This window comes from Romboutsia lituseburensis (genome assembly GCF_024723825.1).
Taxonomy (GTDB): Bacteria; Bacillota; Clostridia; order Peptostreptococcales; family Peptostreptococcaceae; genus Romboutsia_F; species Romboutsia_F lituseburensis_A.
On sequence record NZ_JANQBQ010000001.1, the window covers coordinates 3,353,530 to 3,376,926 of the forward strand.

The window sequence follows — 23,397 nt, forward strand, 5'->3', positions numbered from 1 at the left end:
TATGAATATATATAAAGAAAAAATAGATAGATATTTAGACAAAAAAAATAATGAGAAATATGTGGAATATTTAAAACAAAAATTTAAAAACTATAAATATGTTTGTTCATTTGGAATGGGTGCAATTGGAAAGTCAACAGTTAATGAGCTTCAGCATCAAAATATAAAAATAGATTTTTTATGCGATAACGATGTTAATAAGGTGGGTAGTAATTTTAATTCAATAGAATGTATATCTTTTGATAAACTTTTAGAAATTAAAGATGAAACTATAGTATTAATTTCAACAGCTATGCATGATAGTGATATATATGATCAACTGATACAAAATGATATTAAAAATATAGAACGTGTGTATATAAATAAATTTGAGATAGATAACTACTTTGAAAGAGTAGGTAAAAATTATATTAGTAATAAATTATATGAGTTAATAGACATATTAGATGATGATGAGTCAAAGAATATCATATGCAAGATTGTTAAAGGATGGTCTTCTAATGAAATTATGTATGGGGAATTTAATGATATATATTCACAAAATCAATATTTCTTAGATGATTTAGTGAATTTATCTGATGATGAAGTATTTCTTGATGCTGGTGCATATACAGGTGATACTCTTTTAGAATTTTTAAAAAATACAAATCATAAATTTAAAAATGCTTATTTATTTGAATTAAATGAAAAGGTTTATATAGATTTGAAAAAAAATATTAATAAATTAGATAATAATATAAGAGAAAAAATAATTACATATAACACAGGGACTTCTAATAAAAAGGGTGTAGTTAATTATTGCGATGAAGAATCAGCTTCACTTATAACGGATATAGGAGAATGCGTAGGAAAAGTAGATAGTATAGATAATATGCTTAATGAAAATAAAGTTTCATTTATAAAAATGGATATTGAAGGTGCTGAAATAGATGCAATTATAGGTGCAGAAAAAACTATAAAAAGGCATAAACCTAAGCTAGCCATATGTGTATATCACAGTGCGAGTGATTTATGGGAAATTCCATTAATGTTAAAAGATATGTTGCCAGAGCATAAAATATATATAAGGCATCATACGAATATGTTGATTGAAACAGTGTGTTATGCAATACCTAAAATATAAAATATAAGAGGAAAAACATGATAAAAGAAATAGTAAATCAGTATAAAAATGGTGAAATTAGTAAAAATGAATATGGACATAATATGTTTAAAGTGCATGAAATTTTGTTAGAGTATGTAACTTTATTAAATGGATCTTTAGTGGAAGATATAACTATAAATAAAGACAGTGTAGTCGTATCTATAAAAAGTAAAGATAATATAGTAAAAATGAAACTTTATGATACTGATGAAGGATCAATAGCAGCTAGCGTATTAAATAATGGTGAGTATGAATCTGAAGAATTAAATATGAGCTTAAAAGTATTAAGTTATCTTGAAGAGAATAGTGTTGTGTTAGATGTAGGAGCTAATCTGGGATGGTATACTATTAATATATTACTTGATAAAAGAGATAGAAAAATTTACTCATTTGAACCGATAAAGGAGACGTATGAAATATTAAAAGAAAATTTAAAACTTAATAATATAGATAGTCAGTATGTATTTAATATAGGTTTATTTAACCAAAATAAAGTAGAAGAATTTTATTTTGATATTACTGGTTCAGGAGCATCTTCAATCGCTAATTTAAGAAATTTAGAAACAACTAAAAAAGTAAATTGCAATCTTATGAGATTAGATGATTTTGTAAAAGAAAATAATATAGAAAGAATTGATTTTATAAAGTGTGATGTAGAAGGATCAGAGTTATTTGTTTATGAAGGTGGTATAAAAAGTATAACAAAGTTTAAACCAGTTGTTTTCTCAGAAATGCTTAGAAAATGGTCTGCAAAATTTGGATATCATCCAAATGATATTATTGATTTATTTACAAACATAGGATATGGATGTTATATTATTAAGAATCAAAATATAGTTGAATTTAGTAAGGTAGATGAAGAAACTGTTGAAAAAAATTATTTTTTCTTACATAAAGAAAAGCATAAAGATATAATTAGCCTATTAAAAATAGATAATTACTAATTTAAGTGTTTTAGTTTATTTAAATATAGAAAAGTAGAATAAATAAATATAATTAAATTGATATTTAAAGTCAGTATAATTAATAAAATAGGTATGTTTTATCAATTCAAATAGAAGTTTAATACAAAAATGATTACATAAATATAAAGATATGAAAGTAATAATATTAAGTTCGTAGAGATACATATAAGTTTAATATAGAATTTTATAAATTAAACTTGATATATTTAAATAAAGTTTATTATTAGCTAAAATAGTAAAAATTGAATATTTAGTTACATAAAGGAGATTAGAGATGATAAAAGATCAAATATTAGTTAAAAATATGCTAGATATGATAAATACCCTTCTAGAAGCATCTCAATATTTATATAATGCTGCGAAAAATAAAAATTACAATAGTTTTGCTATTGTATCAGATGATATGCATATTGCAATAAATAGTATATATAATACTGTAATTGAAATAAAAAAAGAAGAAAATATAGTTATTAATGTAGACTTAGCGTGTGAGAATGCTATTTATTCTCTACAAAAAATAATAAAATTTTCAAAATCAAGATCTATAAAAATCTTAGATAAAATTGAATTTGAATTAACACCCATATTAGAGGATATGTATTTACAGCTATATTTTTGGGGAAGTATTTATCCAGATAAGAATAAAATGGAAAATTATTACAAAAACGATGTTGCAAAATTATTTTTTAATAAGTATATAGATGAGGCTGAAAAAAAAGGTGATTTTAAGTATGATTTATCTGTAATTGTATTAGGATATAATAAATTAAGTTATACAAAACTATGCATAGAAAACCTATTAAAATGTATACCACAAAATTTAAATTATGAATTGATTTTAGTAAATCATGGTTCTACGGATGATACGGAAGAATACTTTAAATCCATAGAACCTACAAAACAATTAGATTTACTAAAAAATGGAGGGTCGCCAACCGTAATAGATAGAATTGTGGAAGGTAAGTATTTTTCTCTAATTAGTAATGATGTCATAGTTACAGAGAATGCTATAGAAAATATGTTAAAATGTATGGAATCAGATACAGATATAGCATGGGTAGTACCTACTACACCAAATGTTAGTAATGATCAAACTATAGATGCAAAATATACTAATATGGATGAAATGCATGAATTTGCTAAAAAAAATAACATAAGTAATAAATATAGATGGGAACAAAAATGCAGATTATGCAACCCTATAGATTTAAAAAAATCAAGTATATGGATATCATCAAAAGGAATTACACCAGGTGGATACTTCCATACTAATAATATGATGTCTTTCCCCGACGATAAAGTATCTATGATATTAAGGCGAAATGGATATAAAATGATGTTGGCTAAGGATGCATATTGTCATCATTTTGGGAGTGTAACATTAAGTGAGGAAATTAATTCTTACGAGGATGAAAATGGACGTGTTGGGGCAGATGAGTTTTATAAATCAGGCAGAATAGAATTTTATAATACATTCGGCATAGATCCTTGGTCAAAAGGTTTTACACCTGATTATAATCTAATCAAAGCATTACAATATAATTATAAAAAAGATGTAAAAATACTTGGTATAAACTGTGGAATGGGAAGCAATCCACTTAAAATAAAAGATCGAATTAAAGAGGAAAGTTACAGCTTAGATACTAAAATCTATAATGTAACTGACGAAAAACAATATTTTGAAGATTTAAAAGGTGTATCAGATGAAGCATACTGTATTAAAGATTTAAGTAATTTATATGAAATTTTAAATAATATGAAGTTTAACTATATTATATTTGAAGGACAGCTAGACACATGTGAGAATGTAGTTCAGACGCTAAGAAATTTACAAGTATATATTAGTGATGGTGGAACAATCGCTATGAATATACCTGATTTAGATGTAAGAGTAGAATTAAAAAAGATAGGATATAGCTTTACTGAATCTGGAAATTGGATTATTTTATAGGAATATGGAGAAATGAAAATGACTGGCAGAAAAAAAATATTAGATAGTGTTAAAGAATTTTATAGTGAAAATAATGGTGTTAAAAAATTTGAACCAAGTAAAACTTATATACCTGTTTCAGGGAAAATATTAGATGAAAATGACTTAGTTAATTTGGTTGACTCATCTCTTGATATGTGGCTTACAGCTGGTAGATACTCGGATGAGTTTGAAAGAGAATTTTCTAGATTTCTAGAAGTGAAGCATTGTAGCTTAGTAAATTCAGGTTCATCTGCAAATTTAGTTGCATTTACAGCTTTAACATCTCATAAGTTAGGAGAAAGAAGGCTAAAAGATGGTGATGAAGTTATAACTGTAGCTGCTGGATTCCCAACTACTATATCACCTATAATACAAAATGGAATGGTACCTGTATTTATAGATGTAGACTTAGAAACTTATGATTATAAAGTTGAAGATATAGAAAAAGCTATATCTGAGAAGACCAAGGCTATATTTATGGCACATACACTAGGAAATCCATTTAATTTAGACAAAATTATGGAATTAGCAAAAAAATATAATTTATGGGTAATAGAAGATAGTTGTGATGCTTTAGGATCTAAGTATAATGGAAAATATACTGGTACAATTGGCCATATAGGAACGTTTAGCTTTTATCCAGCTCATCATATAACTATGGGGGAAGGGGGAGCTGTAGTAACAAATGATCCATTATTACATAAATTAATAACTTCAATCAGAGACTGGGGAAGAGATTGTATTTGTCCACCGGGTAAAGATAATGTATGTAATAATAGATTCACTCAAAAACATGGTGATTTACCGTTAGGTTATGATCATAAATATGTTTATTCTCATTTAGGGTATAATTTAAAAGTGACAGATATGCAAGCTGCTATAGGGGTTTCTCAACTTAAAAAATTGAATGGATTTATAGAAAAACGAAATGAAAATTTTGAAAAGCTTTATAAAGGGCTAAGTCATTTAGATGAATTTATTATATTGCCAAAAGCAACGAAAAATAGTGAACCAAGTTGGTTCGGTTTTCCTATAACTTTAAAAGAAAATGATAAATATAATAGAAATGATTTAGTTGAATTTTTAGAATTAAGCAAAATAGGTACAAGATTATTATTTGCAGGAAACATTTTAAAACAGCCTGTATTTACAGAAAATAATTATGAATATAAGGTAATAGGTAACTTAGAAAATACAGATATTATAATGGAAAATACTTTTTGGATAGGTGTTTGGCCAGGGATAACAGATGAATGCATAACATATATAATATATAAATTTAATGAATTTTTCTCATATAATAAATAAGTTACATTTAATAAATTAAATATCAAATCAATAGTAATATCTATAAAATTTTATATTTAAATATTTAATGACTGTAAAGAAGTAATTGTTTTAGAATTGAAGGAAAAAAACAAGTTTATTAAATAAAATGTACTACATATAAGGCGGATGAATATGGATATTATAAATGAAATACAAAGATGTATAATTGAAAATGATATAGAGCTTGCATACAAAACTATAGTTGAAAATGAAGATGAGCTTTTAAACAGTGCGCAATATTGGAATTTAAGAGGTATTCTATGTTATAAAATTCAAGAATATGATGCAGCTATAAAATGTTATATAAAATCAATAAATATAAAAAATGATTATTTAGATTCTTATTTTAACTTAGTATATATTTATAAAATTACTAGAGAAAAGATGAAAGCTGCACTATATTCAGGGCTAGCTTTAAAGTATACTGATGATATAAATTTTGAAAATGAATTAATTGATATATTTAATGATGAATTATTGTATTGTGAGTATATCAACTTAATAAAACAAGTAAAGAATAATAATAACATAAATATTAAAAACTTAAGTTTTATAAAATATATATCAACTATGTTTGAAGATATAGATGAAAATTACATAAGTTATATTAACGATAAAAATATAGATAAATTATGGGCGTTTGTAAATGAAGATTATTTATTAACAAATAAAGAAATTTTAAGTATATCAGATTATATAAAAATAAAAGAAAATTTACAACTTAACATAATGATAAAGTACGATGTGAATTATATAAATAAAACTAGAGACATTGCATCAAAAGGTGTAGATTGTTGTTTTATTATGGTAGAAAACAATAGGACTTGGGACTTAGTAGAAATTGATCAACAAGATATGAGACATTTGAAAAATAAAGATTATAAAAAAACTGTAACATTAAATAAATTTAATGCAGCAGATTCAAATGTATATGCTCTTATCAATTATATGCCACAAAAATATAAAGAAAAATATAAATTAAATATTATAAATGGAGTAGATGTTTTTAGTATAGAAAATGTTGTGAAGGTTCCTTTACTATCATCTGTAACTGTATCAGGATTTAATACATTTACAAGCTATCCTAAGTTTACTTATAATATTGAAGTGGGTCATGGGGAAGTAGGTTTTAAAGGTTGTGGATTAATGGATAAGAAAAATAAACAATTTTCATTTACACCAGAAGAATACACAAAAATAGATAAAATATGTACAATATCTACAATGTCTATGATACTACTGAGTTCTTTTGCAGCCGTTCCAGAAAATAAATACGAAATAACTGGAAATCCTAGAACTGATACTCTAGTGTTATCAGATGGTAAAATAAACTTAGAAAGATTACTAAAAATACCATTGAATAATAAAAAAGTTGTATTCAATATGCCTACATTCTATATACATGAAAACACTGGATTAGTTAGTGGTTCAAAAGAACTTAATGATAGTATAAAAATAAAAAATTTCGATTATAAAAAATTCAATGAATTTTTAATTGATAATGAAATAATTTTCATATCAAAGGTACATCATGGAGAAGAAAGAACGGTTACTTCTAAAGTAAAGAACCGCCATTTAGATAATATGATATTTATATCAAATGATGATTTAGACAAAGCGGAGTTAGATTTATATGAAATTTTAAATGCAGCAGATATGCTGATTACAGATTATTCTAGTATATACGGGGATTTCTTATTTATGGATAAACCCACTATATTTGTAAATACAGATATGGAAAAATATGAAGAAGAAAGAGGTATAATTCTGCAACCGTATGATTTTTGGGCAGCTGGACCTAAAGTTACTAATCAAGATGATTTAAGTAAAGAGATACTTAAGTGTATTAATGATTCTAACTATTATAAGAAAGAACGTAATACTATCAGAGATATTTTTTATTATCATAAAGATGATAAAGCTACTATGAGAGTATGGGATACTATAGATAGAGTGCTAAGTTAAATATAATAATATGTGCAAAGGATACAGTTAGATGAAAAATAAGTGTAATTTATATAAATATATAGTTGGACAAGAGCTTATCAATAAAATTGTAAGTATATTAGGTAAAGATGATATAACTATAGAAATAGAAATAGATATAATTAATATATTGGCAGATTTTGTACAAAATAATACTCAGTATAGTACGATGGATTCATTTAATAAACTAGTAGATGCAATAGTGGATATAATTGAAAGTTTTAATAACGAAAGTATAAATGCGTATAATGATAAAAAATATAGATTAAGTACACTTATACAATTATTGAATGAATTTTATAAAAATATAAATAGTATAAAAATCAATTTATATTTTTATGGGAAAGATAAATATAATATAAAAGATAGGTGCTTTAATAAAAAATTTATACATATAGAACATATTAATGACTATATACAAAAAAATAAAGATAATGAAAGTAATATTATTAATGTTTTAATAGTAAGTGAAGAAACAATGCATTGTAATATAGATTTTAGCTTATATTTTGATGAAGTGATTTATTATGATAAGCTAATGAACAATATGTTTGAAATAACTGAGAAAATATATTATGAAAACTATGACTACAATTATTTATCGCAATCTATAGAAAATTGTGAAAATGAAAATTTAAATACATTGATAGTTGGAAATTCATATCCTTTAACAGGGATAGATTGTAAGTTACTATCATGTAACTCTGTAAGTTTAGCGCTGTCTAGTCAAGATTTATATTATTCTTATAAATTGGCTAAAAAAATTATAGTTAAGAATAAAAATATTAAAAATTGTGTAATAGGTGTTGGATATTATTTAGTTAATCACGATTTGTCTAAGTGTAAAAGTGATTACTCTAAAAACTTAGTGAAAAATATATATTATCCAATACTAAAAGACAAACATAATTCTAATAACGTAGAAGATGTAAATTTATTGTACTTAAAAGATGCGTTAAAAGATGAAGTAATAGAGTATATATTTAATTTAGAATTTTTAGATTATCATTTTAGAAATTTAATATATAGAGAAAATAACGGATATTTTAATAAAAATTGGACAAGAGAAAATAATAGTATATTAAGAGGTGTTAAGTTAAGTTTGATTAGTGATGATGAAAAGTATAGAATAGGAGAGCTTAGAGCTAATCAACATAATGACTTATCAAGATATACTGATACATCAAAAGAATATAATAGTATATTTGATGAATTTGTATTCTTTTTAAAAGAAAATAATATAGAACCTATAATAGTTGTATTTCCAAGTACCAAGTACTATACAAAATTTATAAATAAAATATATGAAAATGAATTTTATAATATTATAAGTAGGTTAAATGAGAAATATGGAATCAAATTAGTTGATTTTACAAAAATAAATATATTTGAAGAAGATGATTTTATAGATTTTGACCATATGAGCGAACAAGGATGCAAAAAAATAACACTATTATTAAGTGATATTTTAGATAATAAGATATAACTATATAGATAAGTATAGATAAGACACGTAGTAAGGTCAATAGTGGTAGAAATGTAATTTCTAAACTATTGACTTTACTATGTAAGATGAAAGCTATTTATTTTAGTTGTAAATTTTTACGGGTGTATCTAAAAGGTGAGTACTATGAGGTGATTTAGTGAAAAAAAAATATCAAGACAATAAAATTAATAGAATAAAAGATACACTATCAGAAGTGTTAGGTTTAAGTAATCATGATATATATAGTATAGATCCTATTGGAGGTATGACTAATAAAAACTTTAAAGTTAATATTAAAAATGAAAATTATATATTAAGAATACCTGGTAATGGAACGAAAGAAATGATTAGTAGATATAGTGAAAAATATAACAATTTAATTGTAAATAAGTTAGAAATAGATACTAATATGTTGTATTTTAATGAAGAAAATGGTTTAAAGGTATCTAAATATATTAATAATGCTGAAACAATTACTCCTAAAACTGCTAAAAGAGAAGATAATATGAAGCTAATAACTAATATATTAAAAAAGCTTCATAATTCCAACGTTAAATTTAATAATGAATTTGATGTGTTTAGCAAAATAGAGGAGTATGAAATTTTATTAAAAAAATATAATGGTAAGAACTTTGATGATTACACATTAGTAAAAGGTAAAGTCACAAAATTAAAACAAATACTTGAACAAATAGGTGTAGAAAGTGTACCGTGTCATAATGATACTGTTCCTGAAAATTTTGTAAAGGATAATGAAAGATTGTACTTAGTTGACTGGGAGTATTCAGGAATGAATGATCCAATGTGGGATTTAGCAGCACATTCTTTAGAGAGTGGTTTCTTAGAATCTGAAGAAGAGCTATTTTTAAGTTTATATTTTGAAGGAAGAATAGAAGATAGATATAAAAAAAAAATACTTATATATAAGATTTGCCAGGATTTTTTATGGAGTATTTGGACAAATATTAAAGAAGCTAAAGGTGACAATTTTGGGACCTATGGAGAATATAGATACAATAGAGCTAAAATTAATTTAAAAAAAATAACTAACTAGATTTGGAGTGTATAGTAAATATGATTAGCAGGAGTAAGGGATTAACTTTAGGCATAATATCAGGTATGCTATGGGGATTAGATACTGTTTTAACAGGTATAATTCTTAACAAGAGTTCCTTTGTAGAAACTCAAACGGCTATATTTTTAGCTCCATTTATAAGTTCTTTCCTGCATGATATGTTTTCTAGTTTATGGATGATGGTATATATGTCAGCTACTAGACAGCTACCACAGATAGTCGAATCAATTAAGACTAGAAGTGGAAAGTTTATATGTATTGCAGCTATATTTGGTGGTCCTATAGGAACGGCATCATACTTATTAGCTGTTAAATATATAGGTGTAGGATATACCGCAAGCATATCTTCAATATACCCAGCTATAGGATCATTTTGGGCATATTTATTTCTAAAAGAGAAATTAAATAAGAATGCATTTATAGGGTTATCTATAATCATGCTTTCTGTAATAATATTAGGATATTCATCTGAAAAAATAAGTGGAGATAATTACTTATTAGGGTTTTCATTGGCACTAGTATGTGTATTAGGATGGTCTTTAGAGAGTATAATTTGCGCATATGGAATGAAGGCTAATGAAGTTAGTCCATCTCAAGCACTTCAAATAAGACAATTAGTATCGACATTATTCTATGGTATAATAATACATATATTAGGTGGAATAGAATTAATTAGTACGGTTACAGTTATATTTACAAATATTTCGGGATGGATTTGTTTTATTGCATTAGCGGGAACTGCTTCGTATATGTTTTATTATACATCAATAGATTCGATAGGACCGGTAAAGGCAACTGTATTAAATATAACGTATTCTATATGGGCTATAATCTTTAATATATTTATTTTTGATAGTCCTGTTACTTTAAGATTAGTTATATGCAGCGTACTTATAATAATAGGGTCCATTATGGTTTTAAAAAATTAGTTTAAAGGAGTATTTTTTATGAGAGCAATACTTTTAGCTGCAGGAATGGGTACAAGATTGAGGCCCTTAACACTTACTACTCCGAAGTCTTTAGTGGAAATAAATGGACAGCCTATGTTAGAGAGACAAATTAGTTTTTTAAAAGACATAGGAGTAAATGAAATAATAGTTGTGGTAGGTTATTTAAGGGAGAAGTTTGAATACTTAAAAGATAAGTATGATGTCAAGCTTATTTATAATGAGAAGTTTAATGTTTATAACAATATATATACTATGTACTTAGTTAGAGAATATTTGGGAGATAGCTATGTAATAGATGCTGATGTTTATTTGTATAAAAATTTTTTAGATAAGGATATAAGTAAATCTACTTATTTTAGTGGTTATAAATATGGGTTTAAAAATGAATGGATATTAGAATTTGATGATAATTACAATGTAAAAGATATAGTTATAGGAGATGGAGAAGGGTACATATTATCTGGCATATCATACTGGAATAAAAAGGATGCTAGTATTATTGTTAATGAGTTAGAAAAAGTTATAGAATTAGATAAATTTTTTGATTTATATTGGGATCATATTGTCAAAGATAATTTATTAAAATTAGATATACAAATTAAAAGAATAGATAGTTATGATTCATTTGAAATTGATTCTTTAAGTGAATTAAACTCTTTAAATAAGTTTTTATACAATAAACAGCATAGCATATAAAGAGTATTGAAAGCCAATAGTAAAAAAAGGATTTTTAATCTATTGGCTACTACTAAATTTAAGGAATTTATATTTATTTAAATCGATTAAGAGCTTCTAAAGCACGTTTATAATTATATTTAGCGGATAATTCATAATACATTATAGCATTATCCTTATTGTTTATAAGTTCATAAAACAAACCTAAATTAAATGCAGCTAAATAACTTCCAGTACCTTGAACACTATTATAAGAAAAACTATTTCCAATTTCTAATGCACCTAAATAAGAGAGCTCAATATTTTCAAAATAATTTATATATTTTTCTGGATTTGATGAAACTAATTCGGTAAAAAACACACCACATACAAAGTAAAAGTCAGAAGAATTTTTTAATAAATCAAAATTATCATTAATAATTTCAAGTCCTTTTTCAAATTCATTTGTTTTAATAAGCGTATAGATATAAGTAATTAAGCCATCTGCTACAAATTCCTCAGTATCAGGACTAAAGCAATTATAAAAACTGTTAAAATATGTTGAGGCTTCAGAGTACATTTTATTAACATAATAAGTTCTTGCTGTTTGATAAAGTAAATATGAATCATTAGGTTTTATTTTTAATTCATCTAATAATATAGATATATTTCTATCAAATTTATTAGTATTTAAATAGCCATTATGTTCTAATATTATATCAACTATTTTCCTAGGAAAATCACTTTTTAGCTGTTCGTGTATAGCACCTTCAAACCAAACTCCTTTAGGAGTTAATCTAGATATAAAAGATTCTGAATTTTTAATTTCACCATCTTGTTCAAAAGAACTTACTATTTTTACTTGACCTATAGTACTATCATTATAGCTTATAAAATATCTTATGCTATCTAAATCTATATTAGCTATATACTCATCAGCATCTAAAATTAAGTTCCAGTCACTATTTGAATTGCTTAGAGCGAAATTTCTAGCTTTTGAAAAATCATTATCCCATTTATAATCAAAAATTTGTGCATTAAATTCTAATGCAATTTCTTTTGTTTTATCTGTGGAACCAGTATCTACAATTACTATTTCATTGACTATATCCTTAACAGATTCTAAGCATCTTCGAAGGTTACTTTCTTCATTTTTTACAATCATAACTAAGCTTAAGCTTTTCATTGAGAGTTCCCCCTTTTATTAAAATATAGATTAATTATAGCAAAGACTATATTTTTATTCGACAAATTTTTTATAACTTATATAAAATAGTTATAGTTTTATTATTTTGATTTTAGTATTAAACTCTCAAAAATTAAAGTTGATATAAATAAATCCGTAAAATAATAAGTGATTAAATACTAAAAAAATATAAATTTAAATATTAGGAGTATAAATATGAATATAGATAAAAATAAAATTTATCAAGTGACATTATATGCAAATATAAGTCCTAAATTATTAGATCCAAACAATCAATCTAACAAAGAGAAACTATTTAAAAAAGATCAAAAAGTATCTAACAACACAAATAACAGAATAAAAATGAAATCAAAGGTAATAAATAGTGACCAAAGACGATTACAGGATAAAATGACACTAATTCAATCCCAAGAAGTACATATAGAAGAAGTAGAGAAAACTTTAAACTATGCAAAATCAAAATATCATCAAGAAAATAACAATTTAAATAAAGAATCTAGAAATATAAAAATTAAAATAAAGCAATTAACTAAAAAAGCAAAAGAATTAGAAAGTAAATCTGAGTCCAATCAAAATCAAAAAGATCAGTATATAGAGGATAAAGAACAAATCATATCATTAATAAATGATACACTTAATAAGATAAAAAAAGTAAAACAAAATCTTTCTCATCAAAAAACAAAGCTTATATCATTAGAAGAATATCTCAAAAAAAGTGAATCAAAGTTAGATAATACTAAAGACCAAATAGATTACATAAAAGAAGAAATAATATTAAATCCTTTAGATTTTATATTTATAGAAGGTAACATGGAAACTGGTTTAATTATAAACATACTAATTTAAAATATTTAAACAAAAATAAACTTTATTTTATAAAGCTAATTACAATATATAAATTAAAAAATATACCATGGATTTATATAAAAATATTTTTAGGTATTAGTATGGGAAAAAATACATGAAAAAAAAAGAAAATCAGCATAAAACCTTGATAAAAGTCGAAATATATTATACTATAGTAGTAGGAAAAGTTTACACTGTAGTATGAGAAAAAAGTGTGAGTAATTATGATTAAATAAAAATTTAATAGGCAAACCTAGAGAAATTTAGGGACGCAAAACTATAGGGGCTAAGGTTTTTAAAACTATGCCAGCCAGCTGCCGAAGAGTTAATAAACTTTTTGTTATCATTGCTGATAAAAAATTTACACTCTTTAATAAGAGTATTTTTTTATGTAAAAAAACACAAAAATAAAATTATAAAGTCTAAAAAAATTACATTGTTTTAATAAGAAACTTTATCGTTTGAAATGAATTGTATAAAAATACAAATAGATGTCGAAGAGTGTCGAAAAATAACGAACGAAAAAGGTCAGAAATATCGTAAAATGTAGAATAAGTTTTAAAAAAAGTGTATAATGTTGTGTAGTGGAAATAAAACAAAAAATAAACAATATTAGACAATTTTATAGACATATAAAAGAAAGAATGGAATTGGATTTTATAACTTTGTTTAGTTTGTATTTAGAAAGTTAGCGATGTTTAAAATTACTAAGTAATTCAAACTACTCTTTTGGGTAGTTTTTTTAAATTAGATTGAATAAAAGGAGGTTGATTATGAACATATATGGATTAATGAAAATGGGCTTAGATGCAACTGAGCTAAGAGGTAGAGTTATTGCAAATAATATAACAAATATAAATACACCAGGATACAAAAGAAAATATGTTACATTTGAAGATACTTTAAAAGGTAAGATGGACAATGCTAAGATAGAAGTTAAAACAGATGAAGGGTCTATAATGAGAGAAGATAAGAATAATGTTGACTTAGAAAATGAAAAAGTTAATCAAGCTGCTACAACTCTTCAGTATAATGCATTAGTTAGTTTAACTAATACTAAAATAGCAATGACAAAAAGTGTAATATCAGGGAGGTAATTAAATGAGTGTTTTTAGCGGTATGAGAATTAGCGCAAGTGGTTTATCGGCTGAAAGAATGAGAATGGATGTTATATCATCTAATGTAGCTAATGTAAAAACAACTAGAACAGAAGAGGGTGGAGCATATAGACGTAAAGTAGCTAGTTTTGAGGAAAATTATGATGAAAAACTAGGTATGTTAGGGGTTAAGACAGTAGCAATAGAAGAAGATAAATCTCCACTTAGAAAACTATATGAGCCTAATCATCCGGATGCGGATGAACAAGGTTACGTAGAGTATCCTAATGTAGATTTATTAGTTGAAATGTCAGATTTAATATCTGCATCTAGAGCTTACGAATCAAATATAGATACATTAAATGCTCAAAAAGGTATGATATCGAAAGCTTTAGAAATAGGAAGATAATTTTAAAGAGGTGATGGTATGCAAGCTATAAATAGTATAGGGATGAACTCAGATATATTTGCAAATAGTATAAAAAATAATCCTATAACTGCTGAAAAAACAGTGGAAGAAAAAAGTTCTAAATTAAAATTTGATGATGTTATAAAAGAGGCTGTAAATAAAGTTAATGACAGTCAAGTTAATGCAAATAACAGTATAGAAAGTCTTATAAAAGGTGAGGACATAACAATGCATGATGTTATGTTATCTGTACAAGAATCTCAAATGTCAATGCAACTTATGCTAGAAGTTAGAAATAAATTATTTGATGCTTATCAAGAGCTCAATAGAGTACAATTGTAGTCTATTAACAAGGAGTAAATAGATGAATGTAAAAGAAATTACACAAAATATAAAAGACTTTATAACAACAAAAGCAGGTCAATTTAAAGAACTTAAAAAAACTAAAAAAATCGCAATAATAATAGGTGTTATAGCTGTTATCCTAGCAGGAGGATTTGGAATAAAATATGCTAATGATAGTAAATATAAAGTACTTTTCTCTGGGTTAGATGCTAACGATGCGACAGCTATTACAAAAGAACTTGAAAATAAAAAGGTTGAAACTAAAATAGAAGGGAATAGCATTTATGTTCCTAAAGATCAAGTTGATAAATTAAGACTTGAATTATCTAATAATATCAAAAATGGTTCAGCGGGATTTGAAATAATGGATGAAGGCTCATCTTTTGGGCTTACAGATGAAGAATTCCAAATAAAAAAACAAAGAATGATCCAAGGGGAAATTGAAAAAACAATAAAAACTTTCCCGCAAGTGGCAGATGCGAGAGTACATATAAACAAAGGTGAAGAATCTGTATTTGCTAAAGAAAGTATTCCTGGATCAGCTGCAGTATCTATAAGTCTAAAACCAGGAGCATCTTTAGAACCGAATCAAATAAGATCAATAATGTCATTAGTTTCAGCAAGTAATATGAATATACCTAAGCAAAATGTTGAAGTAATAGATCAAAATATGAATTTATTATCGGAAGGATTGTTTGATGAAGATGGAAAAATAAACTCTTCAAAATCAAATGGAATAGATATTGCAAGGAAATCAGAAAAAGAATTAAATAAAGATTTAGAAAGATCTATAGTTAGCTTACTTGAACCGATATTTGGAGAAGGGAAAGTTAAAGCGACTGTAAATGCAGACTTAAACTTTGATAGTAATGAAAAAACAGAAATAAAAATAGATCCAGAAAAAGTAATTGTAAAAGAATCGAAAAGTGAAAATAAATCTACTGAACAAGGAAACACTGGTGGAGCTGTAGATAACAACATGAACAATGCAGGTAACAGCAAAAAAGGGACAGTAGAAAGTAAAGAACAAAACACTGAATATGAAGTTGGAAAAATAGAAACAAAAACAATAAAAGCTCAAGGCGAAGTAAATAGAATAACGGCATCTGTTGCGATAGATGGGAAATTAGATGCTGGAGCTACAAAAAACATAAAGGACATGGTTGCTAATACTATAGGGATGGATAATGCTAGAGGCGACGATGTTGCAGTTGTAGCTATGGACTTTGGTGAATTTAATGGTGCAAAGGATGCCAAAGCTGAAGATGAAGGAGTTGTTAAAGTGTTAAAAACAACAGGCTACATAGTAGGTATTTTATTATTACTAATAGTTATTGCACTAATAGCAATGTATGTAATTAAGAAGAGAGATAAAGCTAAAATAGATGAAGATTTCGATGAAGATGCTGAAATTGATTTAATTAATAAAAAATTAGAAGAGATGGAAAAAAATAGAATTACTGAAGGCGATGAAGAAGAGGAAAATATAACTCTTGAAGAAGAAGTGAAAATTTATGCTTCAGAGAACCCAGAACAAGTAACAGAGTTAATTAATAAGTGGTTAAATGATTAGAAGGTGGTAGTTTATTTTGGAAAAAGAATTTGCAAAAGCAGGAAATGCCTTTGATTTAGGAGATATTCCTAAAGTTAGAAAAGTTACTGGTGCAAGAAAAGCTGCTGTACTTTTAATGACATTAGGAACTGATGTGGCATCAGGAATAGTAAAAAATTTACCTGATAAAAAGATACAAAAAATAGGTGTGGAGATAGCTAATATCCACACCGTAAATGCAAGAGAGAGAAGAGAGATTCTTCAAGAATTTATAGAATTAAACAAAGGAAAAGACTTTGTACTAGAAGGTGGGTTAGATTTTGCTCAAACATTACTTAATGGAGCGTTGGGTAATCAAAGAGCGAATAAACTTCTTGAAGGCATAAAATACGATACATGTACTAAGATGTTTATGGCAGCTAGAAAAGCTGAACCAGAACAAATATTATCTTGTATCCAAGGAGAAAGTTCACAAACTATAGCTATAATACTTTCTCATATTCAGCCAGATAAAGCAGCTCAAATTTTAAGCGAGTTACCTGATAAGATAAAAAATGAAGTTTCTTTAAAAATAGGTGGTACTTCTTCTGTGTCACCAAATATCATAAAAGCTATAGATGAGGCTGTAACAACTAAACTTTCGAAGTTAGGTCAAAGAGAGCTTGAAAGTTCAGGTGGTATAGAAAGCTTAATTGATATATTAAGCAATGTGGATAGAAAAACAGAAAAGAGTATTATTAAGTTTATTGAAGAAAATAATGAAGATTTAGCGGAGGAAATCAAAGCTAATATGTTCATATTTGATGATATTGTTAGGCTTGAAAATGCAGCTATACAAAGAATTCTTAAAGAAGTTAATGTTAAAGATATTGCATATGCTCTTAAGGGAGCATCTAAAGAAGTTGCAAATACTATATTTAAAAATCAATCTCAAAGAGCTGCACAAGCACTTAGAGAAGAAATTGAGTTATTAGGGAAGACTAAAATATCTCAAGTTGAAGAAGCTCAGCAAAATATAGTAAATGTTATAAGAAGACTTGAAGATGCTGGAGAAATAACATTATCTAGAGGATCAGACGATGAATTCATTGTGTAGTAATATCATAAAATCTGAAAATATTCAGATTAAAGGAAAGAAAGTTATACGACATAGTATAAATAATCCACAAGCAGAAGAAGAGATAATAGATCAAGAACAGATTGAAGCTCAAATGCAAATACAAGCTCAATTAGAAGAGGAGCTTGCAAGAAAAAGAGAAGAAATGCAAATTAAATTAGAAGAAGCTCAGACTAAATATGATGAAATTTTAAATAAGGCTCAAGAAGAAAGTGAAAGAATTTTAAACAATGCTCAAGAAGAAGCTTTAAATATAGAAAAGAAAGCTTACGAAGAAGGTCATAGCCAAGGTTTAAAAAATGGTTACGAAGATGGATACAAAGAAGCATATGAAGAAAATATTGAAAAGGCTAAATTTGAAGCAGCTCAAATAATAGATAATTCTAATAAAGTATTATTTGAAGCAAATAATGAAGTTTCAAATTATATGAAAGAAAATAAAAAAAATATAATAAGTTTAAGTGTAAGTATAGCAGAACAAGTTTTAAGAGAAAAATTTGAAGATGTTAACTCTATGGATAGCTTAATAACTAGTGTTATTGAGGAATATGAACTTAAAGAGAACTTTGTAATAAAAACAAATCAGTTATATAAAGAAAGTTTAGATGAACAAATTTTAAATCTTAAAAAAAATCATAAAATAAAAGGCGATGTGTTTGTTTTAGTTGATGAGTCTATAGAACAAGGAAATGCAGTAATTGATAATGTGAATGGACGATTAGTAGTTGGAATAGATCATGTAATAGAAAAGATAAAAGAGGAGTTACTATGATTAACTTAGACTTTGAAAAAATAACAAAAAGAGTAAAAGATATACCTTCAGTAATGTGTGAAGGTAAAGTGAGTCAAGTAATAGGTCTGACCGTAGAAGTAGAAGGTATAAAAGCATTTGTAGGTGAGTTATGTACAGTGTATAACAATTTAAATAATCCTATAAACTGTGAAGTCGTTGGATTTAGAGATGATGCTGTTATATTAATGCCTCTTGGTGAACTTGCAGGTATAGGTCCTGGATGTAGAGTTGTAGCTCAAGGGATACCTCTAAGTGTTAGATGTAGTGAAGAGCTCTTAGGAAAAATACTAGATGGTTTAGGAAATCCAATAGATGAAAGTAGCATATTATCAGGAGAAAGATACAGTTTATTTAATGAACCACCTGATCCAATGAGAAGACCGAGGATAACTAATATAATGCCCACAGGAATACGAGCTATTGATGGTTTTTTAACTTGTGGGGAAGGTCAGAGGATAGGTATATTTGCAGGTAGTGGTGTTGGAAAAAGTACAACTCTTGGAATGATGGCAAGAACAGCTGAAGCAGATGTTAACGTAATAGCTCTTATAGGAGAACGTGGAAGAGAAGTTCTTGACTTTATAGAAAGAGACTTAGGTGAAGAAGGTATGAGAAAGTCAGTTGTAGTTTGTGCTACTTCTGACAAATCACCTTTAGTTAGATTAAAAGGAGCACTAACAGCTACATCTATTGCAGAGTACTTTAGAGATCAAGGTAAAAAGGTATTACTTATGATGGATTCTGTAACAAGATTTGCGATGGCTCAAAGAGAAGTTGGACTAGCTATAGGTGAACCACCAGCTCAAAAGGGTTATACGCCATCGGTATTTGCGATGTTACCGAAACTAATGGAAAGAACAGGAATGTCAGATAAAGGTTCTATAACAGCTTTTTATACTGTACTTGTTGATGGGGACGATTTTAATGAACCAATAGCAGATACCGTAAGAGGTATACTTGATGGACATATAGTCTTATCAAGACAACTAGCTCATAAAAATCACTATCCAGCTATTGATATATTAAATAGCATAAGTAGACTTATGAAAGAAATAGGCGAAGAAGAACATAACAAAGCAGCATCCTATGCAAGAGATATACTTGCAACTTTTAAAGAAGCAGAAGACTTAATAAATATTGGGGCATATGAAAGTGGCTCTAATAAAAATATAGATAATGCTATTAAGTATATAGATACTGTAAATGGATATTTAAAGCAGGGAGTGAATGAAAGTACTCCATTTGATGTTAGTAAGGAATTATTAATAAAGATGTTTGACTAAAGGAGATTGACGTAAGTGAGTAAATTTAAGTTTAAACTACAAAAGTTACTAGATATAAAAATAAAAGATGAAGAGGAAAGTAAATTAAGATATACTCAGGCTCAAAATCAAAAAAAAATTATAGAAAATAATTTAAGAAATTTAGAAATGAATTATAAGAAATACTCAGATATAAGTAAGGCTCAAGATGTAGTTACTCAAAAGATAACAATTAATTATCTATCATCACTTACGCAATCTATAAAAGTGACTAACGAACAACTTGAAAAAGAAGAAATTAAAGTAGCAAAAGCTAAAGAAGATTTTATAGAAAAACAAATAAAGAGAAAATCACTAGAGACTCTTAAAGAAAATGAAATGCTAAGGTTAAAAAAAGAAGAAGAAAGAATAGAACAAATAACAAATGATGAATTTGCATTATATGCATACATGAGAAATAATGCAAGCGCATAATAAAAGGATGAACTAAGATGGATATGAATTTGAATATTTCAATGCAAATTATGAATAGTTTTCAGGGAAGTGCAAATGGTAGTACATCTTCATCAGGAAAAGATCAATTTGAAGGACTTTTAAGTACTTTGAAAACTAATGTTGAAGATTCTACATTCACTCAGAACATTAATGATAAAGAGAATGTAGAAGATATAGACTATAATTTAATTCAACAGTTGATGAATTTACTTCAACAAATAGGTCAAATAGATGAGTCGGGTAAATTTAAAACACTTGATAAAGATACGGATGTAAACTTAGATACTTTAATCGATTTTGTAAAAAATCAAAATATGAATCAATTACAAACTAACGATGTAGAGAAATTGCTTGAATCATTAGTTAAATCTGGTGACATGAAATTAGTTACCCCTGAAAATTTAAATGAAGAAGTTTTAAATAAAATTAAAGATATCTTAAATAATAAAAATTCTAATAATGAAGTTTTAAAATCTTTAGATGATGGAAATAAAGTTTTGGATAACAGTAAAAATTTAGATACTAAGTTTACTCAAAATGATAATCAAAAAGAACAAAATTCTTATGCACAATTAGATGTTATAAATTTAAATACTAAATCTAATATGATAAAATCAACTGAATCAGATAAGGATTTAAATACATTAGAAGATATATTAGGTGAGAAAAATAATAACCAATTTATGTTTTCTCCTGGAGTACAGACAACAGCTACAGCTAATGGAAGTAACGAAGTTGTAAGTAATACACCGATAAAAGAAATAAGACAAGAATTTATAGGCGATGATGTTGTAAAAACTGTTAGATATCTTAAGGCGAATGGCCTAGAAGAAATTAATATAAAAATAAGCCCTAGAGAACTAGGGGAAATGACTATAAAACTTATAAAACATGCAGAAGAAACTAAGGTTGCTATAACTATAAGTAAAGATGATGTATTTGATTTAGTTAATAAAAACATAGGGGATATAGTTAAACATTTAAATGATTTAAATATAAAAGTTAAAGAAGTATCTGTAGATATAAAAAATGATAATCAGAAATTTTTCTCAGATAATTTGAATCAAGAATTTGAAAGAAAAAATCAGCAAAATCAAAAAAGAAGAAATAAAAATATAAATAATGGAATTGAAAATATAGAAGACTCTATTGAAGATAGATTAGAAAAAGATAATCTAAATATTTTAATTTAAAGAGAGGCTAATAATATGCCAGGTATAAATACTAGGACAAACTTTAAGACAAAAACACCGCAAGAAAATAAAACGCAACAATCTAGGGGTGCTAATAAAACTGAAAATGGAACTCCGATTATTGAACAAGGAAAAGAAAATGATAAAGATCTATTTTTAAAATTATTAGTTGCTCAAATGAAAAATCAAGATCCATTTAGTCCTCAAGATCCAACTCAATATGTTACTCAGTTGGCACAGTTCAATAGCTTAGAACAAATGAAGTCAATGAATGACAATTTAGATTACCTTTTAGGTATGACTAATGGTCTATTAGTAAATTCAGCCATGGGATCAGCGTCAGCTTTAATCGGTAAAAATATAGAAGCATATGCGCCAGTTGAAGAGGGAATGGAAAATTCAGAAGAAAAACCTAAAAAACTAACTGGTAAAGTAGAAGGAATTCATATAAAGGATGGTGTTGTTTATATGAATGTTAGAAACGATGAAACTGGGGAATTGGTTGGAGTAGAGTATGGAGCTTTATTAAAAGTAAGTGATGAAAAAATAACCCCAGAACCAGGTCCAGAAGAAAATATAGAAAATAAGGGAGAGTAATAGTTTATGTTAAGATCGATGTATTCAGGAATAAGTGGTATGAAAGCCAACCAAACAAAAATGGACGTTGTTGGTAATAACGTAGCTAACGTAGGAACAACAGCATATAAAAAGACTTCAGCAAGATTTTCAGATGCATTATATCAAAATGCAATATTTGCAAGTAAGCCAGGCGGTGGTGTTGGTGGGGTTAACCCAGGACAAGTTGGTATAGGAACTAAGGTAAGTGGAATATTTAAAAATATGGTTCAAGGAGCTATACAACCAACAGGTAGACCAACTGATTTAGCAATTGATGGAGATGGTTTTTTCAAGGTTCAGATATCAGAAAATAATTATGCATATACAAGAGATGGTTCTTTTAGTCTAGATGAGCAAGGTTATCTAGTAACTGCAGAAGGTTATTATGTTTTAGGTACTTCAATGAAAGGAAATGGAACAGATAAACCTGCTGCTACTGATAATCAAAAAATTCAAATCCCTAAAGCTGTTAAGCCTGATGGAACACCAGGAGATGCTGGAGTTGATGGGGCGTTAAGAGTACTATCTTTTACAATATCTAAGGATGGAAAAATATCTTATTTAGTAGAAGATGGAACTAAGGTTCCAGAAAATAATGCCGCTGGTAATTTAGTAGCAGGTAAAACACAACAAACATTAAATGTAAGTGTGTTTAAAAATCCAGAAGGATTAGAAGCATTAGGTGGAAATCTTTATAAAGAATCTGCCAATTCAGGAGCTGCTATCCAAGGGAAAGTAATGGGAAAAATTAATCAGGGGGCAATAGAAATGTCAAATGTTGACTTATCAGAAGAATTTACAGAAATGATAGTAACAACAAGAGCATTCCAAGCTGCAAGTAAGGTTATAACAACAAGTGATGAGTTGTTACAGGAAATAGTAAACCTTAAGAGATAATAAAG

The 23,397-nt window shown here is 26.8% G+C and carries 22 protein-coding genes and 1 riboswitch; of the genes, 21 read left to right on the forward strand and 1 reads right to left on the reverse strand.

All coding sequences use genetic code 11. The features are described from left to right. Position 1: 1 nt before the first annotated feature. The 9 genes from NWE74_RS16160 to NWE74_RS16200 all read left to right on the forward strand — a co-directional run bounded on the left by NWE74_RS16160 (position 2) and on the right by NWE74_RS16200 (position 11,603). Complete coding sequence (locus NWE74_RS16160; RefSeq protein ID WP_258243998.1) at positions 2-1,123, forward strand: FkbM family methyltransferase; 1,122 nt, start codon at positions 2-4, stop codon at positions 1,121-1,123. Positions 1,124-1,140: 17 nt separating this feature from the next. After that, on the forward strand, positions 1,141-2,088 hold the full coding sequence (locus NWE74_RS16165) for an FkbM family methyltransferase (RefSeq protein WP_258243999.1): 948 nt from the start codon (positions 1,141-1,143) through the stop codon (positions 2,086-2,088). Positions 2,089-2,383: 295 nt separating this feature from the next. Continuing rightward, positions 2,384-4,060: a glycosyltransferase gene (locus NWE74_RS16170; RefSeq protein ID WP_258244000.1), complete on the forward strand. Its 1,677-nt coding sequence runs from the start codon at positions 2,384-2,386 to the stop codon at positions 4,058-4,060. A gap of 18 nt (positions 4,061-4,078) precedes the next feature. Further along, entirely contained in the window at positions 4,079-5,389 is a 1,311-nt protein-coding gene (gene rfbH, locus NWE74_RS16175) for a lipopolysaccharide biosynthesis protein RfbH (protein ID WP_258244001.1), read from the forward strand. Between the two features lie 153 nt (positions 5,390-5,542). Beyond that, complete coding sequence (locus NWE74_RS16180) at positions 5,543-7,375, forward strand: CDP-glycerol glycerophosphotransferase family protein (RefSeq protein ID WP_258244002.1); 1,833 nt, start codon at positions 5,543-5,545, stop codon at positions 7,373-7,375. A 31-nt stretch (positions 7,376-7,406) separates the two neighbouring features. Beyond that, entirely contained in the window at positions 7,407-8,882 is a 1,476-nt protein-coding gene (locus NWE74_RS16185) for a hypothetical protein (RefSeq protein WP_258244003.1), read from the forward strand. Positions 8,883-9,039: 157 nt separating this feature from the next. After that, the gene (locus NWE74_RS16190; protein ID WP_258244004.1) at positions 9,040-9,936 is read left to right on the forward strand and encodes a phosphotransferase; all 897 of its coding nucleotides are present in this window, start codon (positions 9,040-9,042) and stop codon (positions 9,934-9,936) included. A gap of 20 nt (positions 9,937-9,956) precedes the next feature. Continuing rightward, positions 9,957-10,886 (forward strand): DMT family transporter, encoded by a 930-nt coding sequence (locus NWE74_RS16195; RefSeq protein ID WP_258244005.1) that lies wholly within the window; start codon positions 9,957-9,959, stop codon positions 10,884-10,886. Between the two features lie 18 nt (positions 10,887-10,904). Next, complete coding sequence (locus tag NWE74_RS16200; protein WP_258244006.1) at positions 10,905-11,603, forward strand: sugar phosphate nucleotidyltransferase; 699 nt, start codon at positions 10,905-10,907, stop codon at positions 11,601-11,603. 73 nt (positions 11,604-11,676) lie between these two features. On the opposite strand, the gene NWE74_RS16205 is transcribed toward NWE74_RS16200, so the two are convergent. Continuing rightward, positions 11,677-12,747 (reverse strand): glycosyltransferase family 2 protein, encoded by a 1,071-nt coding sequence (locus NWE74_RS16205; protein WP_258244007.1) that lies wholly within the window; start codon positions 12,745-12,747, stop codon positions 11,677-11,679. A gap of 216 nt (positions 12,748-12,963) precedes the next feature. Between NWE74_RS16205 and NWE74_RS16210 the strand changes: the two genes are divergently transcribed. The 12 genes from NWE74_RS16210 to NWE74_RS16265 all read left to right on the forward strand — a co-directional run bounded on the left by NWE74_RS16210 (position 12,964) and on the right by NWE74_RS16265 (position 23,392). Beyond that, positions 12,964-13,614 carry a hypothetical protein gene (locus tag NWE74_RS16210; protein ID WP_258244008.1) on the forward strand — a complete coding sequence of 217 codons (651 nt, stop codon included), beginning with the start codon at positions 12,964-12,966 and terminating at the stop codon, positions 13,612-13,614. Between the two features lie 236 nt (positions 13,615-13,850). Continuing rightward, positions 13,851-13,936, forward strand: a riboswitch (cyclic di-GMP riboswitch). A gap of 451 nt (positions 13,937-14,387) precedes the next feature. Continuing rightward, positions 14,388-14,711 carry a flagellar basal body protein gene (locus NWE74_RS16215; RefSeq protein ID WP_258244009.1) on the forward strand — a complete coding sequence of 108 codons (324 nt, stop codon included), beginning with the start codon at positions 14,388-14,390 and terminating at the stop codon, positions 14,709-14,711. A gap of 4 nt (positions 14,712-14,715) precedes the next feature. Continuing rightward, entirely contained in the window at positions 14,716-15,120 is a 405-nt protein-coding gene (gene flgC / locus NWE74_RS16220) for a flagellar basal body rod protein FlgC (RefSeq protein WP_258244010.1), read from the forward strand. Positions 15,121-15,138: 18 nt separating this feature from the next. Then, entirely contained in the window at positions 15,139-15,462 is a 324-nt protein-coding gene (gene fliE / locus NWE74_RS16225; RefSeq protein WP_258244011.1) for a flagellar hook-basal body complex protein FliE, read from the forward strand. A 22-nt stretch (positions 15,463-15,484) separates the two neighbouring features. Then, the gene (gene fliF, locus NWE74_RS16230; protein ID WP_258244012.1) at positions 15,485-17,038 is read left to right on the forward strand and encodes a flagellar basal-body MS-ring/collar protein FliF; all 1,554 of its coding nucleotides are present in this window, start codon (positions 15,485-15,487) and stop codon (positions 17,036-17,038) included. A 16-nt stretch (positions 17,039-17,054) separates the two neighbouring features. Beyond that, positions 17,055-18,113 (forward strand): flagellar motor switch protein FliG, encoded by a 1,059-nt coding sequence (fliG, locus tag NWE74_RS16235; RefSeq protein WP_258244013.1) that lies wholly within the window; start codon positions 17,055-17,057, stop codon positions 18,111-18,113. Next, positions 18,097-18,906 (forward strand): flagellar assembly protein FliH, encoded by an 810-nt coding sequence (locus NWE74_RS16240; RefSeq protein ID WP_258244014.1) that lies wholly within the window; start codon positions 18,097-18,099, stop codon positions 18,904-18,906. The genes fliG and NWE74_RS16240 overlap by 17 nt, the downstream gene beginning before the upstream one ends. Next, complete coding sequence (fliI, locus tag NWE74_RS16245) at positions 18,903-20,210, forward strand: flagellar protein export ATPase FliI (protein WP_258244015.1); 1,308 nt, start codon at positions 18,903-18,905, stop codon at positions 20,208-20,210. Before NWE74_RS16240 ends, fliI begins: the two co-directional genes overlap by 4 nt. A gap of 15 nt (positions 20,211-20,225) precedes the next feature. Beyond that, positions 20,226-20,663: a flagellar export protein FliJ gene (gene fliJ, locus NWE74_RS16250; RefSeq protein WP_258244016.1), complete on the forward strand. Its 438-nt coding sequence runs from the start codon at positions 20,226-20,228 to the stop codon at positions 20,661-20,663. 17 nt (positions 20,664-20,680) lie between these two features. Next, a complete protein-coding gene (locus NWE74_RS16255) occupies positions 20,681-21,877 on the forward strand; it encodes a flagellar hook-length control protein FliK (protein WP_258244017.1) in 1,197 nt (398 codons plus the stop codon). 15 nt (positions 21,878-21,892) lie between these two features. Continuing rightward, complete coding sequence (locus tag NWE74_RS16260) at positions 21,893-22,474, forward strand: flagellar hook capping FlgD N-terminal domain-containing protein (RefSeq protein ID WP_258244018.1); 582 nt, start codon at positions 21,893-21,895, stop codon at positions 22,472-22,474. A 6-nt stretch (positions 22,475-22,480) separates the two neighbouring features. Beyond that, positions 22,481-23,392: a flagellar hook-basal body protein gene (locus NWE74_RS16265; protein WP_258244019.1), complete on the forward strand. Its 912-nt coding sequence runs from the start codon at positions 22,481-22,483 to the stop codon at positions 23,390-23,392. Positions 23,393-23,397: the final 5 nt, after the last annotated feature.